The 15,830-nt window shown below is 62.8% G+C and carries 13 protein-coding genes; 8 read left to right on the top strand and 5 right to left on the bottom strand.

The window, feature by feature from the left end; all coding sequences use genetic code 11:
* Window positions 1-71 precede the first annotated feature (71 nt).
* Window positions 72-2,726, bottom strand: coding sequence for an aminopeptidase N (pepN, locus tag ACQ4WL_RS05085; RefSeq protein WP_436508504.1), 2,655 nt, complete (start codon window positions 2,724-2,726; stop codon window positions 72-74).
* Window positions 2,727-2,923: 197 nt separating this feature from the next.
* Between pepN and ACQ4WL_RS05090 the strand changes: the two genes are divergently transcribed.
* Window positions 2,924-3,553 carry a DUF4136 domain-containing protein gene (locus ACQ4WL_RS05090; RefSeq protein WP_436508505.1) on the top strand — a complete coding sequence of 210 codons (630 nt, stop codon included), beginning with the start codon at window positions 2,924-2,926 and terminating at the stop codon, window positions 3,551-3,553.
* Window positions 3,554-3,735: 182 nt separating this feature from the next.
* Here the strand turns inward: ACQ4WL_RS05090 and ACQ4WL_RS05095 are convergent, their stop codons facing one another.
* From ACQ4WL_RS05095 to ACQ4WL_RS05110, 4 genes are all read right to left on the bottom strand, one after another.
* Window positions 3,736-4,725 carry a quinone oxidoreductase family protein gene (locus ACQ4WL_RS05095; RefSeq protein WP_436508507.1) on the bottom strand — a complete coding sequence of 330 codons (990 nt, stop codon included), beginning with the start codon at window positions 4,723-4,725 and terminating at the stop codon, window positions 3,736-3,738.
* A gap of 23 nt (window positions 4,726-4,748) precedes the next feature.
* On the bottom strand, window positions 4,749-5,138 hold the full coding sequence (locus ACQ4WL_RS05100) for a methylglyoxal synthase (RefSeq protein ID WP_436508508.1): 390 nt from the start codon (window positions 5,136-5,138) through the stop codon (window positions 4,749-4,751).
* A gap of 29 nt (window positions 5,139-5,167) precedes the next feature.
* Complete coding sequence (locus ACQ4WL_RS05105) at window positions 5,168-6,088, bottom strand: DMT family transporter (protein ID WP_436508509.1); 921 nt, start codon at window positions 6,086-6,088, stop codon at window positions 5,168-5,170.
* Window positions 6,089-6,174: 86 nt separating this feature from the next.
* Window positions 6,175-8,658, bottom strand: a complete 2,484-nt coding sequence (locus ACQ4WL_RS05110; protein ID WP_436509092.1) for an alkaline phosphatase D family protein — start codon at window positions 8,656-8,658, stop codon at window positions 6,175-6,177.
* Between the two features lie 156 nt (window positions 8,659-8,814).
* On the opposite strand from ACQ4WL_RS05110, the gene ACQ4WL_RS05115 reads away from it, so the two are divergent.
* The 7 genes from ACQ4WL_RS05115 to rsfS all read left to right on the top strand — a co-directional run bounded on the left by ACQ4WL_RS05115 (window position 8,815) and on the right by rsfS (window position 15,830).
* Entirely contained in the window at window positions 8,815-9,540 is a 726-nt protein-coding gene (locus ACQ4WL_RS05115) for a YebC/PmpR family DNA-binding transcriptional regulator (RefSeq protein ID WP_436508511.1), read from the top strand.
* A 71-nt stretch (window positions 9,541-9,611) separates the two neighbouring features.
* The gene (gene purD / locus ACQ4WL_RS05120) at window positions 9,612-10,880 is read left to right on the top strand and encodes a phosphoribosylamine--glycine ligase (RefSeq protein WP_436508512.1); all 1,269 of its coding nucleotides are present in this window, start codon (window positions 9,612-9,614) and stop codon (window positions 10,878-10,880) included.
* A gap of 140 nt (window positions 10,881-11,020) precedes the next feature.
* Window positions 11,021-11,809, top strand: coding sequence for a hypothetical protein (locus tag ACQ4WL_RS05125; protein WP_436508514.1), 789 nt, complete (start codon window positions 11,021-11,023; stop codon window positions 11,807-11,809).
* A 70-nt stretch (window positions 11,810-11,879) separates the two neighbouring features.
* Window positions 11,880-13,430, top strand: coding sequence for a class I SAM-dependent methyltransferase (locus ACQ4WL_RS05130; RefSeq protein WP_436508516.1), 1,551 nt, complete (start codon window positions 11,880-11,882; stop codon window positions 13,428-13,430).
* Window positions 13,431-13,560: 130 nt separating this feature from the next.
* Window positions 13,561-14,475: an oxygen-dependent coproporphyrinogen oxidase gene (gene hemF, locus ACQ4WL_RS05135; RefSeq protein ID WP_436508517.1), complete on the top strand. Its 915-nt coding sequence runs from the start codon at window positions 13,561-13,563 to the stop codon at window positions 14,473-14,475.
* The gene (gene nadD, locus ACQ4WL_RS05140; protein ID WP_436508519.1) at window positions 14,472-15,143 is read left to right on the top strand and encodes a nicotinate (nicotinamide) nucleotide adenylyltransferase; all 672 of its coding nucleotides are present in this window, start codon (window positions 14,472-14,474) and stop codon (window positions 15,141-15,143) included. The genes hemF and nadD overlap by 4 nt, the downstream gene beginning before the upstream one ends.
* Complete coding sequence (gene rsfS / locus ACQ4WL_RS05145; protein WP_426071435.1) at window positions 15,144-15,830, top strand: ribosome silencing factor; 687 nt, start codon at window positions 15,144-15,146, stop codon at window positions 15,828-15,830. It begins immediately after the preceding gene.

A 15,830-nucleotide genomic window follows, 5' to 3' on the forward strand; every position in this document is an offset into this window, starting at 1 on the left:
GCTAAGCCGACCTACGAAATCATGACGCCGCGTAGGTCGGATTAGCCCGCAGGGCGTAATCCGACATGCCATCAATTCGCCAATGCCTTGGAAACGACTTCCATCACGTCATTCGACAGGCTGGCCTGGCCGGCGACTTGTTCCAGTGCGTCGCGCATGTGGCTTTGCAGCGCAGGCACGTAACGGCGCCAGCGGTCCATGGAACGCGCCAGACGCGCGGCCACTTGCGGGTTCAGGGCGTCGAGCGCGATGACTTGCTCGGCCCAGAAGGCGTAGCCGCTACCGTCTGCCGCATGGAACTGCGATGGATTACCATTGGTGAAATTGAAGATCAGGCTGCGCGCGCGGTTCGGGTTTTTCAGGGTGAAGGCCGGATGCGTCATCAACTGGCGCACGGCCTGCACATCGGTCGTTGGCGCGGCCGCCTGCATGGCAAACCACTTGTCGACCACCAGCGCTTCGTTCTCGAAGTCGGCATAGAAACTGGCCAGCGCGGCCTCTGCATGCGATTGCGAACCGGAATGGATCAGGGCACCCAAGGCTGCCGCGCGGTCCGTCATGTTGCCGGCGCTATCGAACTGCTGCTGCGCCAGCGCCAGTTCAGCATTGCCAGGGGCGATCAGCAGGTAGGACAGGGCCAGGTTTTTCAGCGCCCGCTTGCCGGCCGACAGGGCGTCGGGGCTATACTCGCCTGGCGTCTGGTTGGCGTGATACTGCGCCAGCAATTCGGGCCTCAAGGCCGCCGCGATGGTCGTGCGCATGAACTGGCGCGCCGCGTGGATCGCTTGCGGATCGACTTGCGCCATGCGCTCGGCGATGATGGTTTCCGACGGCAGGATCAGGGCCAGTTCGCGGAAGGCAGGATCGAGCGTTTCATCGGCCAGCAAGGCGCGCTGCGCGGCGATGAAGGTCTCGTCCAGCGCCAGCGTGTCGCCGGCGGCGACGGCGCCCGTGAGTGTCAGCAGGCGCTCCATGGCCAGGCGCTGCCCCGCTTCCCAGCGGTTCACTGGATCGCTGTCATGGCGGAACAGGTGCAGCAGTTCCGCGTCGGTGTAATCGTATTCCAGCACCACGGGCGCGGAAAAGTCGCGCAGCAGCGATGGCACGGGCGCCTCTGCCACTTGGGTGAAGCGGAAGGTTTGCGACGCCTCTGTCAATTCCAGCACGACACTGGTGGCGCCATTCGACGCCACGCCGTCCACGTACAGCGGCAGGTCACGCCCGTCCGCTGCCAGCAAGCCGACGCTGACGGGAATGTGGAACGGCAGTTTTTTCGGCTGGCCCGGCGTGGCGGGACAGCTTTGCGCCAGGGTCAGCTCGAACGTCTGGCTGGCCGCGTCGTAGCGCATGGAAGCTTGCACGATGGGCGTGCCGGCCTGACTGTACCAGCGCTCGAATTGCGTAAAATCGCGGCCATTCGCGTCCGCCATGGCGGCGCGGAAGTCGTCGCACTGCACGGCCTGGCCATCATGGCGCTCGAAGTACAGGTCCATGCCCTTGCGGAAACCATCGCGGCCCACCAGAGTCTGATACATGCGCACCACTTCGGCGCCTTTTTCGTAGATCGTGACCGTGTAAAAGTTATTGATCTCCACAAAAGAGTCGGGACGCACGGGATGCGCCATCGGACCGGCGTCTTCGGGGAACTGCGCCTGGCGCAAGGTGCGCACCTGGTCGATGCGCGTGACGGCGCGGCCCGTGTCGGTGCCGATCATGTCGGCCGAGAATTCCTGGTCGCGAAATACCGTCAAGCCTTCCTTCAGCGACAGCTGAAACCAGTCGCGGCACGTCACGCGGTTGCCGGTCCAGTTATGGAAGTACTCATGGCCCACCACCGCTTCGATGCCCGCGTAATCGACGTCGGTCGCCACGCGCGAATTGGCCAGCACATACTTGGTATTGAAAATATTCAAACCCTTGTTTTCCATGGCGCCCATGTTGAAATCGCCCACGGCGACGATCATGAAGCGGTCCAGGTCCAGCTCCAGACCGAAGCGCTCCTCGTCCCAGCGGATCGAGTTTTTCAGCGACTGCATGGCGTAATCGGTTTTATCCAGGTTGCCCTCTTCCACCCACACCTGCAGCAGCACTTCGCGGCCGGACTTCAAGGTGTAGTGCTCTTCCTGGCACACCAGGCGCGCCGCCACCAGGGCGAACAGGTAGGATGGTTTCTTGAACGGGTCTTCCCACTTGGCGTAATGGCGTCCGTCACCGAGGTCGCCCTCTTCGATCAGGTTGCCGTTCGATAGCAGCACCGGATACTTGTCCTTGTCGGCGCGCAGCATGACGGTGTACCTGGCCATCACGTCCGGGCGGTCCGGGAAGAAGGTGATGCGGCGGAAGCCCTCGGCTTCGCACTGCGTGAAGAAATTGTGGTTCGACACGTACAGGCCGGACAGCGAGGTATTGTCTTGCGGCGCCAATACGGTCTCGATCTCGAGCAGCACCTCGTCCGGAGCCTTGGGAATGGTCAGCATGCTGGCCGTCAGCTTGTACTGCGACGGTTTCAGCACTTTGCCGTTCAGGCGTACCATCACCAGTTCGATGTGTTCGCCGTGCAATTCGATGCTGCGACTGCTGCTGGCCGGGTTGTGGCGCATGCGGATCCGGCTCGCCACCACTGTGCGGGCGGGATCAAGATCGAAACCAAGTTCGACGCTGTCGACCAGAAAGCTGGGCGGCGTGTAATCTTTGCGGTAAATCGTCTGAGGGCTGTCTGTGCGCATAGGGAATGGGTGGGAGCGGAGGCAAAAGCCTATTTTACCAACACCAGCCCGCCGATAGTCGCGATTCAGCTCAGGAATGTTGGATTCCCTTACACGCCGACATGTCAGGTAACATTCTGTAATAATGCATGGAAACAAATGGAACTATTCTTATAATAATAAGCGATAAATTGCGTCTACTATCAGGAGATCATGCAATGAAACGATATCTCACCATCATGATGGCCGCATTGACCGTGTTGCTGACCGGATGCGCCACCACCATACGCAGCGACGTGACCGTCTTCCACGAGTGGCCTGCGCAATTGCAGGACAAATCGTATGCGTTTGAAGCACCGGCGGCGGAAAACGACACGCTGGAATACCGCAGCTACCAGAACCTGGTGCGCGCGGAACTGGCCAAGCACGGCTTCGGCGAAGCTTCCGGCCCGGCGGCAGCCAATTTGCGCGTGGCGATGCAGTTTTCCACCGTCGACTATCCTGAGCGCGTGCTGCAAGCCACCGATCCATTCTGGTATGGCCCTGGCTACTGGCCTGGCCGCTATGGCTACCGCTACGGCGCGTGGCCAGGCTATGGCCGCTTCGGCTATAACCCCTACTGGTATGGTCCGATGGACGTGGAAGAAAGCGTGCGCCATCAATACGAACGCGAATTGCGCGTGACGATCAATGACCGCAGCGGCAAGAAACTGTACGACGTGACCGTGCAATCGACCAGCAACAAGCGCGCCACGTCGCAAGTGATGCCGGCCATGGTAGCGAGCGCCTTTGCCGACTTCCCCGGCCAGAGCGGCGTTCCGCGCAAGGTGGAAGTCAAAGTGGAATAAGTCACTGACGTAAAAAAAAACCGGCTGGTGCAGCAATGCGCAAGCCGGTTTTTTCATGTCTGCGTTTTATGCCTATGAGTAATACGCCTCGGCAGCAAAAGTGAGTACGCCGATCAGCGCTACAGCCAGCATCAGCACGATCAGCAGGCGGCCGAACTTCGGCGTGCCATCATGTGCGCCGCTCATGGCACGATGATGGTCGAGCCGGTGGTCTTGCGCCCTTCCAGGTCCGTGTGCGCCTGGGCGATATTGGCCAGGCTGTAGCGCTGGTTGATCTCGATCTGCACTTCGCCGCTGCTGACGACGCCGAACAGCGAGGCGGCCATCTCTTCCAGGTTCACGCGGTTGGAGGCATAGCTGAACAGGGCGGGGCGCGTGATGAAGAGCGAACCGCGCGAGGCCAGCTCGGACAGGGTAAACGCCGGCACGGGGCCAGAGGCATTGCCGAAGCTGACCATCATGCCCAGCGGTGCCAGGCAGTCGAGCGAGCCCGTAAATGTATCCTTGCCGATGGAATCGTAGACGACAGAAACACCCTTGCCGCCCGTGATCTCGCGCACGCGCTCGACGAAGTTTTCCTTGTTGTAGTTGATCACGTGGGCCGCGCCATGCGCCTTGGCCAGCGCCGCCTTTTCATCGGAGCCGGCCGTGCCGATCAGGTTTACGCCCAGCACCTTGGCCCACTGGCAGGCGATCAGGCCCACGCCGCCCGCAGCCGCGTGAAACAGGATGGTATCGCCCGCTTTCAAGGCTACCGTGCGATGGAACAGGTATTGCACCGTCAAGCCTTGCAGCATCATGGCGGCGGCCGTATCGAAAGCGATGCGCTCGGGCAGCGCCAGCAGCAGGGCCGCCGGCAAGTTGCGCTGCTGCGCATACGCGCCATTGATGCGCGCCGCATACGCCACCCTGTCGCCGACCTTGACTTCCGTGACGCCCTCGCCCACCGCCTCGACGATGCCCGCACCCTCGACGCCGAGGCCATTGGGCAGCGGCTGCGGATACAAACCCGAGCGGAAATACACGTCGATGAAATTGAGGCCGATGGCTTCATGCTTGACGCGCGCCTCGCCGGGACCGGGCGGCGCCAGCTCCACATCCACATACTCCATCACTTCCGGGCCGCCCACGCGCTGTACGCGGATGGCTTTGGTGGTAATCGTTGCGCTCATACTCATCTCCTTGTCTGGGTGAATCAGGCGGCAGCAACGGCCCGCGCCTGCAGCTGCGACAGCACCATGTGCGCCGATGACAGATTCGTCGCGCACGCCACGTTGTGCACGTCGCAGGCGCGCACCAGGGCGTTGATGTCCGGCTCGTGCGGCTGCGGCGTCATCGGATCGCGCAGGAAGATCACGCAATCGATCAAGCCTTCCACCAGCAGCGAGCCAATCTGCAAGTCGCCGCCAAACGGGCCGGAATGCTTGCGCTCCACTTGCAAGCCCAGCTCGTTGATCAGGCGGCCGCCCGTGGTACCCGTGGCCGACAGTTCGCAGCCCTTCAAAAAATCCAGGTATTCGCCCGCCAGGGTAATCATGTCATCTTTTTTCTTGTCGTGGGCAATCAGGGCGATGCGTGTTTTCATGTTGGGAGCATTTTCAGTGGGTGGAAGAATTATTTCTTTTTCGACAGCAAGTAAATACCGGCCAATACCAGGCTGGTGCCTGCCAGTTGCCAGTTGGTGATCGGTTCATCGAGGATCATGGCGCCCAGGAACAGGGTCGACACGGGGCCGATCATGCCCGCTTGCGAGGCGACGGGCGCGCCGATGCGCTCGACGGCGATCATCGTCATGAAGACGGGCATCACCGTACAAAAGATGCCGTTCAGCAAGGACAAGCCATACACGGGCATGGGCTGAATCAGCAACTCGACGGGGCGCAGGATGAAGAATTGGGCGATGCAGGCAAAGCTGGCCACGCACATCGCGTAGCTGACCAGGCGCATGGAGCCGATGCGCTTCACCAGTTCGCCCGAGCCCAGCAGATACACGGCATACGAACAGGCCGAACCCAGCACCAGGGTGGACCCCAGCGCCACATTGCTGGCGCCGCCCTGCAAGTCGTGCACGAAGACCAGCACGATGCCGCAATACGAGGTGAACAGGGCCATCCATTGCAGGCGGCTGATGCGCTGTTTGAAGTACACGGTGGTAATCAAGAGCACGAAAGTGGGCGTGAGGAACAAAATCAAGCGTTCCAGCCCTACGGAAATATATTGCAATCCCAGAAAATCCAGATAGCTGGACAGGTAGTAGCCGACGAGGCCCAGCCCGACCAGGCGCCAGCGGTCGCTGTTTGATAACGGCGGCTGCGTACGCATCTTCCACCAGGCGATGACGGCGAACACGGGTAGCGAGAAAATCATCCTGAAGGCGATCAGGGTGACGGCGTCGATCTGGTAGCGGTACAGCAGCTTGGCGACGATGGCCTTGGTGGAAAACAGCACCGCCCCGCCCACGGCGATGGCCAGGCCCCCGAGGTAGACGGAACGGGGAAGCGAAGATGGGGTGGCTTGCGGGGAACTGGAGCTCATGCCCAGATTGTAAGGCAAAAGTTGGGGTCAGACCCGACGGGACTCGGCGTCCCCGTCTGACCCCGGCCCTTGCTTTGGGCTTACATTTACGCCACCACCACTGCCGCCACACCCGCCGTGACCGTCGCCGTCGTCACGCGCGCAATCACGCTGCTTGGCGCCGCCGTGCCGATCAGTTTATTCACCTGCTTGAACTGCGCCACCAGCTTGCCCGGCGTCAAGGTGACCACCGTGTAGCCCTGCGCATCCGTATTCAGATGCTTGATCCATGGATTGTTGCCCAGGCCGGACAATTGCTGCGCCAGGCCCAGCAGGATTGTATTGAAGTCAGTGCTTGCTTTCAAGCCCGCCTGCACGCTAGCGACCGTGGCGTCGAGTTGCGCTTCCGCCACGCCCTTGGCGGCCAGGGCGCCGCGCAGTTGCACGCGCAATTGCTCCAGCAGGCTGTCGACGGTGGGCGTCGCCTTGCCCATGGTGTAGTCGAGCAGGTTGATGTCGAGATTGAGCGTGCCCAGGCCCGTGACGGGAATGGCCAGCGGATAGCTGACGAGGGTGCCGATATCGCCCATGGCGCCGGCGGCCGACTTCAGATAGCTGAAGAAGGAGTCCGAGCTGACGCCGGCCGAGACCAGGTCCACCATCACGGGCGTGCCGCCACCGGCCGCGTCGAAGTCGTCGCTGACGGTGCCGGCAAAAAACGAGTGGATATCGCCGGTCAGCGCCACCACGTTGCCGATGGCATTGTTTTTCAGGTGCGCCATCAAATTCTTGCGCTCGCTGTTGTAGCCATCCCACTGGTCGCAATTGAGCAGGAAACGCGTGAAAAATGGCGTCAGCGCCGCTTGCTGGCCGGACGCGGCGACAAAACTCGACGCGGCGCCCTTGGCCTGCACGTCGGGCTTGATCCAGCCGAAGGCGATCACTTGTGCGGCTGCGGCCGGTGAGCCGCTGTTGTAGGCGGCCACCGTGATGCCGGCCTGGGCCGCGCTCAAGCCGGCGCCCACGGCGGCGGCGCCCTGCGCGCTGGCGTTCGCTGCCACGCCGGCAATCGCCATGGCCGCGGCTTGCGCCACAGTTGTCGATGCGCCCGCCGTCGAGGCGGCCACGATGGCGGACGCCAGCGGCACGCTGCCGCCCACCAGTGGCAGGGTGCTGGCAATGGCCTGGCCCACATTCGATATGGCGCTCAACGCCAGCAAGGTGGCAATCGCATCCGTGCCATTGAGGCCCATGCGCAGCAGCGACACTTCATTGCCCCACAGCTTCCAGGTCGACGTGGCCGCCTTCATTTTGCCCTTCCACCAGTCACGCTGGGTCGTGCCCAGCATGCCGGCGGCCGCCAGCGGGTCCGTGCCGGCTTTCGTGGCGGCCGCCATTTTCTGCCCTTCCACGCTGTCGAACAGCGTTTGCGGCACCAGGTAGCGGCTGCCGATGCTGCCCAGCGGCTTGCCCGTGGCGGGGTTGATGGTCGACTCGGCAATCGCATGGTCGGCACGGTACAGCCGCTCGTCCGTCATCACCAGTTGCATCAGTTTGCCGAACTGGAAATCGCGGTAAATCTGGATATTCTGGAACGTTGTCGCGGCGGCGTCGAAGGTGACGTCGGCCGGCATGTATTCGAACCACGCCTGGTTGGCGCTGCGGCGACGGGCCGGCTGGTGCAGGTCGCTGCCGTCCGTCGCCACGATGCCTTCATAGGTGGACGCGTCCTGCCAGGCGTCGTCCGTGAACTCGTGGTCGTCCCAGATGGCGATGAAAGCGAAGCGCTCGTGCACGGCTTGCAGGCGCGTATCGGTGCGGTATTTCTTGTACAGGTAGCGGTAGTCGGCCACCGTGGTGGCATATTTCGCGCCGGACGTGCCGCTCTTGTACGTGCCGTCCGGCAGGATCAAGCGGTCGTGGCGGCTTTCCACGGCGCCGCTCTGGAAGGCCTCGCCCACCGTTTCATAGATGTAATCGCCCAGGTGGACGATGAAATCGAGCGCTTCATTGGCGGCGATGTGCGACAGCGCGCCCCAGTGGTTGATGCTCCAGTCCTGGCACGTCAGGTAGGCGAACTGCAACTGCGCTACGTCGGCCGTGGCGGCGGGCGCCGTCTTGAAGCGGCCCACGTTCGAGCGCACGTCGCCGGCGATGAACTGGTAAAAATACACCTGCCCCGGCTGCAAGCCCGTCACCTTGTGGCGCAGGGTATTGTCAAAATCGGCTTTCAGCGGCAGCTTGGCGTCGACGATGGGCGTGCCGGCCAGGGCCGTGTTGCCGCCCAGGGCAGCCGTATTGTCGCTGGCGCTGACGATCAGGCGCACGGCCACGTCGGACTTGCCGGCCACGGCGGGCGCGACGGCGTCAAAACTGGCGGGCACGACGCGCGTCCACAGCATGGCGCTGTCGGCGCGCGGATCACCCGAGGCAACGCTTTGCGGGAATTTCCAGTCGCTGCCCGATGCCAGCGGCACGCCAGGATCGCTGTAATCGGTGCTGCCGCAGGCGGCTAGGCCGGCAGTGGCCACTGACACGGTAATAAATGTGCCAAGTGCGCCGCCGAATTTCAGAAATTGCCGCCTGTCCATTTGACTTGCCATGATGTCGCGCCCTCGATATGGTGAAAGCGCGTCACTTTAGCAACAGATTGTGTCATCCTGATGACGGGTCCATGCCGCTTCGCAGGGGGCCGATATGCTAAAATGTCGGCCACAATTGAACACCTCGTCTAAGGAAGATTCGACATGGCAGGACATAGCAAATGGGCCAATATCAAGCATAAAAAGGCTGCCACCGATGCCAAGCGCGGCAAAATCTGGACGCGCCTGATCAAGGAAATCACGGTTGCGGCCCGCATGGGCGGCGCCGACGCCATCACCAATCCGCGCCTGCGCCTGGCGGTCGACAAGGCGGCTGACGCGAACATGCCGAAAGACAACGTCCAGCGCGCGATCAACCGCGGCAGCGGCGGCGTCGATGGCGCCAACTACGAAGAAGTGCGCTACGAAGGCTACGGCGTGGGCGGCGCAGCCGTCATCGTCGAATGCATGACCGACAACAAGGTGCGCACGGTGGCCGAAGTGCGCAACGCCTTCAACAAGAATGGCGGCAACATGGGCAACGAAGGCTCGGTCGCCTTCATGTTCCAGCACTGCGGCCAATTGCTGTTCGCGCCGGGCACCGACGAAGACAAGCTGATGGAAGCGGCCCTGGAAGCGGGCGCCGACGACGTCATCGCCGACGAGGAAGGCGGCTTCGAAGTGATCACTCCTGTGCACGATTTCGCCACCGTCAAGGAAGCGCTGGAAGCGGCCGGCTTCAAGGCCGAAGTGGCCGAAGTCATCATGAAGCCGGCGACGGAAACCGTGTACGCGGGCGACGACGCCATCAAGATGCAAAAGCTGATCGATGCGCTGGAGCTGCTGGACGATGTACAGGAAGTGTTTACGAATGCCCTGATCGAGAACTAAGCAAAAAATACAGCTGTACACCTCAAGGGCGGCACCGCCGCCCTGCAACCCACACTGAACGAACGGTCCCTATGAAAATTCTGGTAGTCGGCTCTGGCGGCCGCGAACACGCCCTGGCCTGGAAACTGGCCCAGTCCGAACGCATACAGATGGTGTATGTCGCGCCGGGCAACGGCGGCACCGCGCGCGATGCGCGCCTGGTCAATCTCGACATCAGCGACCCTCAATTGCTGGCCGACTTCGTTCAGCAGGAACACATCGGCCTCACGGTCGTCGGTCCGGAAGTGCCGCTGGCAGCGGGCATCGTCAACCTGTTCCGCTCGCGCGGCCTGAAAATCTTCGGCCCGACGAAAGAGGCGGCGCAGCTGGAATCGTCGAAAGACTTCGCCAAGGCCTTCATGCAGCGCCACGGCATACCGACAGCCGCCTACCAGACGTTTTCCGACGTCGCGCCCGCGCATGCCTACATCGACGCCATGGGCGCGCCGATCGTCATCAAGGCCGACGGCCTGGCCGCCGGCAAGGGCGTGGTCGTTGCCATGACCCTGGAAGAAGCGCACCAGGCGGTCGACATGATGCTGTCCGATAACCAGTTCGGCGACGCCGGCGCGCGCATCGTCATCGAGGAATTCCTCGCTGGAGAAGAAGCGAGCTTCATCGTCATGTGCGACGGCAAGAACATCTTGCCGCTGGCCACCAGCCAGGATCATAAACGCCTGAAGGACCACGACCAGGGCCCGAACACGGGCGGCATGGGCGCGTATTCGCCGGCCCCCATCGTCACGCCGGCCATGCATGCACGCGTCATGCGCGAAATCATCAATCCGACCATCCAGGGCATGGCCAAGGACGGCATCACGTTTACGGGCTTCCTGTACGCCGGCCTGATGATCGACGACAAGGGCACGCCGAAGACGCTGGAATTCAATTGCCGCATGGGCGATCCGGAAACGCAACCGATCATGGCGCGCCTGAAGACCGACCTGGTCACCGTCATGGAACATGCCGTCAACGGCACGCTCGATGCGGTGGAACTGGAATGGGACCGCCGCACGGCTGTCGGCGTCGTCATGGCCGCCGCCGGCTACCCGGACGATCCCGTCAAGGGTACGCCGATTGGCGACATCCCGGCCGAAACCGTCGACTCCGTCACCTTCCATGCGGGCACCCGCATCGAGGGCGAACGCCTGGTCACCAACGGCGGGCGCGTGCTGTGCGTGGTGGGCCTGGGAGACAGCATCAAGATGGCGCAGAAGCAGGCGTATGAAACCGTGGAAAAAATCCATTTCGACGGTGCGCAGTACCGCCGCGACATCGGCTGGCGCGGCCTGAAGCACTAAGCACCAGGCACCAAGCACGCCCCTTGGCGGCAAATGGCGGGGCCGGCGCGGAATGCATCCGCCCCGGCCCCGTTTGCATAGGCGCGCCGGGAAAACGGGCCTTGCGCTAAGATTTTGCCTTTCAGACAAAGTTGCAGCCCATGACCAGTCCCCCCCATCCTGCACTCGCCGAACTGCGCCAACTGCGCCTGATCACGGACAATGAACTCGACGACGCCATCGCCGAACTGGAGATCCTCGCCCTGGACGAGGATGACGACATCGACATGCCACGGCTGGCCGCCGGCACAGGTCCCGCCGAGGCCCTGGCATGGCTGCTGCGCACCGACCTGCTGCCGCAGGACGACTTCCTGCGGCGCATGCAGGAGCTGCCGCGCCGGCATGGCGGTGCGGCCCTGCTCGAACGCCAGCAACTGGCCGCCGACGCGCTGCGCCAGGTCAACCGCCAGGCCATCGACACCCTGTATGACGAGGATGTGATCGACCAGTGGCAGCGCGACGCCGCCCACGCCAGCTTGCCCGGGGACCGCCTGCTCGCCTCGCCCATCGCCGCCCTGCGCGACATGCTCCGGCAAGGCACCTTGACGGCGCAGCAATTCGAATTACTGCGCACGCGCCAGCACGGCTCGGAGCTGGGCCGCATCATCGTCAACGCCGCCGCGCGCCAGGCCCGCCGGGAGCGCCCCGTCTATGCGCGCCCGGGAACCTGGGTGATGGCCGCGCTGCTGGTGCTGGCACTGGCCTTTGCGGCCAGCGCCATTATCAGCAAGCAGGCGCCCTCTCCCGCCCCTATCGCAGAGCAGGGCGTCGAGCGACGCGATCTGCAGCAGCGCGCCGCGCAGGCAGTGGAGAGTGCGCGCCTGCCCGGCACCGGGCCGGACCTGTCCGTCACGGTGGTACAGGACGACGCCACGCCGCCGGCGCGCTGAACCACTACGCACTTCCCGCGCCGGTGGTCATGATGGCATACTGGTGTTTTGCCACCAATGCGGGGAAGCCATGGCCTGGAATGAAGGATACGTGTCGGATATCGAGTACACCAACGGTTTTTACAGCGACCTGAGTCCGCATCACCTCAATTTCAGCTGCATCCTCAACGGCATCGAACCGGTGCCCCTGGATCAGCCCTACACCTACTTTGAGCTGGGCTTCGGCCGCGGCCAGACGCTCAACGTCCTGGCAGCGGCCAATGCCAACGGCCAGTTCTACGGCAACGATTTCAATCCGGCGCATGTCGCTGGCGCACGCGCCCTGGCGGCAGAGGCCCGGTCAAGCAATCTGACCCTGCTGGAAAACAGCTTTGAAGAATTGGCCCAGGGCCGCGTGCCCGATCTGCCGCAGTTCGACTTCATTACCCTGCACGGCATCTACACCTGGGTCAACCGGGAGAACCGCCAGCATATCGTCGACTTCATTGCGCGCTATCTGAAACCGGGCGGTATCGTTTCGCTCAGCTATAACGCCATGCCGGGATGGAGTTCCGCCCTGCCCCTGCAGCGCCTGCTGTTGGAATTTTCCGCCAGCTTCCCCGGGCGCAGCGACTTGCAGATGCAGGCTGGGATCGCCTATGTGCAGCAGTTGCAGAACCTGCAGGCTGGCTACATCGCGGACAATCCCGCACTCGCGCCGCGCCTCAATGCGCTCATCAACAGCGATCCCCATTACAGCGTGCATGAATACCTGAACCAGAACTGGGAGCCGCTGTACCACGCCGACGTAATGCGCGATGTGGCGCGCGCCAAGCTCGATTTTGCCGGCTCCGCCGACCTGCCTTTTGCCTTTCCCGAGCTGTATCTGAACGCCGACCAGCAAGCCACCATCGACTTGCTGCCCGATGCGGCCATGCGCGAAACAGTGAAGGATTATTTTCTCAATACCAGCTTCCGCAAGGATGTGCTGGTGCGGGGCGCGCGCCGCATGGGGGCCGTGCGCCAGGCCGAATGTCACGCCAACGTGCACCTGGCCATGCTGGTGCCGCGCGCAAAAATGACCTTTACCTTTCAGACCAAAGCCGGCGTAGTGACAGGAAACGAGCAGGTCTACGGCGCCGTATGCGACGCACTGGCGACCGGCCCGCGCAGCCTGGCCGAATTGGCGGCACTGCCCTCCTTGCCCGGCCAGAGTGTCCAAAGCCTGGCGGAGGTGGCGGCCATGCTGGTCACCGGCAGCCAGGTCGTGATGTATTTCCCGAGTGGGGCGCAGGGCGACGGCGGCGACGCAGCCGCGCGCCGCCTGAACCAGGCCATCGGCGCTCAGCTGCGCTACGGCGACGACTACCGCATCCTGTGCTCGCCATTGACAGGCAGCGGTATCGACACGGAATTCATCGCCCGGCTGCTGTTTTCGCTGCTGATCCAGGAGCGGGAGCAGCCGGACCTGGCCACCCTGCAGGCGCAGGCGGCCAGCGCCATGGCGCGCTGCGGGCGCCGCCTGCTCAAGGAGGGAGTGGCATGCGTCGACGAGGCGGCGCACCAGCAGCTGCTCAACGCCGCCATTGATGAATTCCTGCAGGACAAACTACCCGTGCTGCAGCAATTGCGCATGCTGTAGAAGGCGCTGGCCGCGGACGGTGCTCGCGGCCAGCCGCAAAACCTCGGCGCAAGCGCCGCGCTATCACAAAAACGCGTAACAGGGTACAATCCGTCCTTACTTTTTTATTTCGGCCTCGTCGGCCCACGCGATGTCGTCAACTCCCTCCCCTTCGGCCGTCAAGGCTTATTTGCTCGATTTGCAAAGCCGTATCGTGCAGGCGCTCGAAGCGCAGGACGGCAAGCCTTTCCTGACCGATGCCTGGCAGCGCCCCGAGGGTGGCGGCGGCATTTCGCGGCTGATCGAGGAAGGCAATGTGTTCGAGCGTGGCGGCGTGAATTTTTCGCACGTCACCGGCGCCGCACTGCCGCCATCGGCCGCGGCCGCGCGCCCTGAACTGGGTGGCAAGGCGTGGGAAGCAATGGGCGTGTCGCTGGTGCTGCATCCGCGCAATCCCTACGCACCGACGGTGCACATGAATGTGCGCTTTTTCAGCACCGTGAATGCCGCTGGCGAACCCGTATGGTGGTTCGGTGGCGGCATGGATTTGACGCCGTATTATGGCGACGCGGGCGACGTGAAGCACTTCCACCAGGTGTGCCATGATGCGCTGGCGCCGTTTGGCGCGGAACTGCATCCGAAGTTCAAGCAGTGGTGCGACGATTATTTCTACCTGAAGCACCGGCGCGAAGCGCGCGGCGCCGGCGGCATCTTCTTCGACGACTTCAATGCCCTGGGCTTTGACAACAGCTTTGCCATGCTGCGCAGCGCCGGCGATGCCTTCATTGACGCCTATGTGCCGATCCTGGCGCGGCGCAAGGACACGCCCTACGGCGAACGCGAACGCGATTTCCAGTGCTACCGGCGCGGACGCTATGTCGAGTTCAACCTGGTGTTCGACCGCGGCACCCTGTTCGGGCTGCAGTCGGGCGGACGCACCGAGGCGATCCTGATGTCGATGCCGCCCGTGGTCAAGTGGCGCTACGACTGGCACCCGGAAGCGGGCAGTCCCGAAGCGGCGTTGTATACTGACTTCCTCGTGCATCGCGACTGGCTGCAGGCGTGACCGAAGGTAGTACGGCATGCGTGACGCTGCTGGGCGGCAGCTACGATCCGGTTCACATAGGGCATGTCGCGCTGGGCACGCATTTTTCCAGCCTGTTGCACGCCGATGAGCTGCGCGTGATTCCGGCAGGCGCGCCCTGGCAAAAAGGCAATCTGGGCGCCACCGGCCAGCAGCGCGCCGAGATGGCCGGCCTGGCGTTTGCCGGCCTGCCCCTGCCTGTGGTGATCGACCGCCAGGAAATCGAGCGCAGCGAACATGGCCAGGCCAGCTACACCATCGATACCTTGCGCCAGGTACGCGCAGAACTGGGACCGCGCGCTTCCATCGTTTTCCTGATGGGCGCCGACCAGCTGCAGCGGCTCGCGACATGGCGCGAATGGCAGCAATTATTTGAATACGCGCATATCTGCGTCGCGGCCCGCCCCGGCTTCGCGCTGAATGACACAGCAGTACCGCAAGTGGTCGCCGACGAATTTTCGCGCCGCCTGGGGTCTCTGGAAAGCATCCGCAACACGCCGCACGGTCTGACTTATCTGGCACAGGACTTCGCGGTGGATATCTCCGCCACCGAAATACGTGCGGCATTACAACGGGGGAATCGGGCAAACTCGCTTGTTTCCCCGCTAGTGCTAGACTATATTGAACAACATAATTTATACAAAAGCTAAATGGACATCAAAAAACTGCAAACCCTCGTCGTTGACGCCCTTGAAGACGTCAAAGGCCAAGACATCGCCGTCTTCGAAACGAGTCACCTGACCAGCCTGTTCGACCGCATCGCGATCGTCTCCGGTACCTCGAACCGTCAAACCAAGGCGCTGGCCGCCTCGGTGCGCGACAAGGTCAAGGACGCTGGCGGCCAAATCATCGGCATGGAAGGCGAGGAAACGGGTGAATGGGTACTGGTCGATCTGGGCGACATGATCGTCCACATCATGCAAGCGCCTATCCGTGCCTACTACCGCCTGGAAGAAATCTGGGGCGACACCCCGATCAAGCTGGGTGCCGCCAAGCGCGCACCGAAAAAAGCCAGCGACGACGAGCCGAAGAAAATCAGCGGCCATCTGGCGGCCAGCAAGGCCAAGGTCGAAGTTTCGCCCGTGATCGAGAAAAAGACACCGGCCAAGAAAGCCACGGCAGCCACCGCCGCCAAGAAAGCCCCGGCGAAAAAAGCCGCATCGAAAGCTGTCGGCAAGACCGTGAAAATCGCACCTACCAAGACCGAAGCAGCTGCCGTGAAAGCCCTGAAAGCGCTGCCAGAGAAAAAAGTGCGCGCCCCACGCGCGGCCAAGCCGGCAGCCGATGCTGCACCGGCAAAAACCGTGATCAAGCGTATCAAAAAAGTCGAAGCGTAA

Origin of the sequence: Janthinobacterium kochi, assembly GCF_051380715.1 — a bacterium.
Taxonomy (GTDB): domain Bacteria; phylum Pseudomonadota; class Gammaproteobacteria; order Burkholderiales; family Burkholderiaceae_D; genus Janthinobacterium.

What these genes read in the sequence shown, in the direction of transcription:
- ACQ4WL_RS05130 (WP_436508516.1), top strand. Translation starts at nt 11,880, where the DNA reads ATGGCCTGGAATGAAGGATACGTGTCGGATATCGAGTACACCAACGGT.
- ACQ4WL_RS05095 (WP_436508507.1), bottom strand. Translation starts at nt 4,725, where the DNA reads ATGAGCGCAACGATTACCACCAAAGCCATCCGCGTACAGCGCGTGGGC.
- ACQ4WL_RS05090 (WP_436508505.1), top strand. Translation starts at nt 2,924, where the DNA reads ATGAAACGATATCTCACCATCATGATGGCCGCATTGACCGTGTTGCTG.
- ACQ4WL_RS05125 (WP_436508514.1), top strand. Translation starts at nt 11,021, where the DNA reads ATGACCAGTCCCCCCCATCCTGCACTCGCCGAACTGCGCCAACTGCGC.
- hemF (WP_436508517.1), top strand. Translation starts at nt 13,561, where the DNA reads ATGTCGTCAACTCCCTCCCCTTCGGCCGTCAAGGCTTATTTGCTCGAT.
- ACQ4WL_RS05115 (WP_436508511.1), top strand. Translation starts at nt 8,815, where the DNA reads ATGGCAGGACATAGCAAATGGGCCAATATCAAGCATAAAAAGGCTGCC.
- purD (WP_436508512.1), top strand. Translation starts at nt 9,612, where the DNA reads ATGAAAATTCTGGTAGTCGGCTCTGGCGGCCGCGAACACGCCCTGGCC.
- rsfS (WP_426071435.1), top strand. Translation starts at nt 15,144, where the DNA reads ATGGACATCAAAAAACTGCAAACCCTCGTCGTTGACGCCCTTGAAGAC.
- pepN (WP_436508504.1), bottom strand. Translation starts at nt 2,726, where the DNA reads ATGCGCACAGACAGCCCTCAGACGATTTACCGCAAAGATTACACGCCG.
- ACQ4WL_RS05105 (WP_436508509.1), bottom strand. Translation starts at nt 6,088, where the DNA reads ATGAGCTCCAGTTCCCCGCAAGCCACCCCATCTTCGCTTCCCCGTTCC.
- ACQ4WL_RS05110 (WP_436509092.1), bottom strand. Translation starts at nt 8,658, where the DNA reads ATGGACAGGCGGCAATTTCTGAAATTCGGCGGCGCACTTGGCACATTT.
- ACQ4WL_RS05100 (WP_436508508.1), bottom strand. Translation starts at nt 5,138, where the DNA reads ATGAAAACACGCATCGCCCTGATTGCCCACGACAAGAAAAAAGATGAC.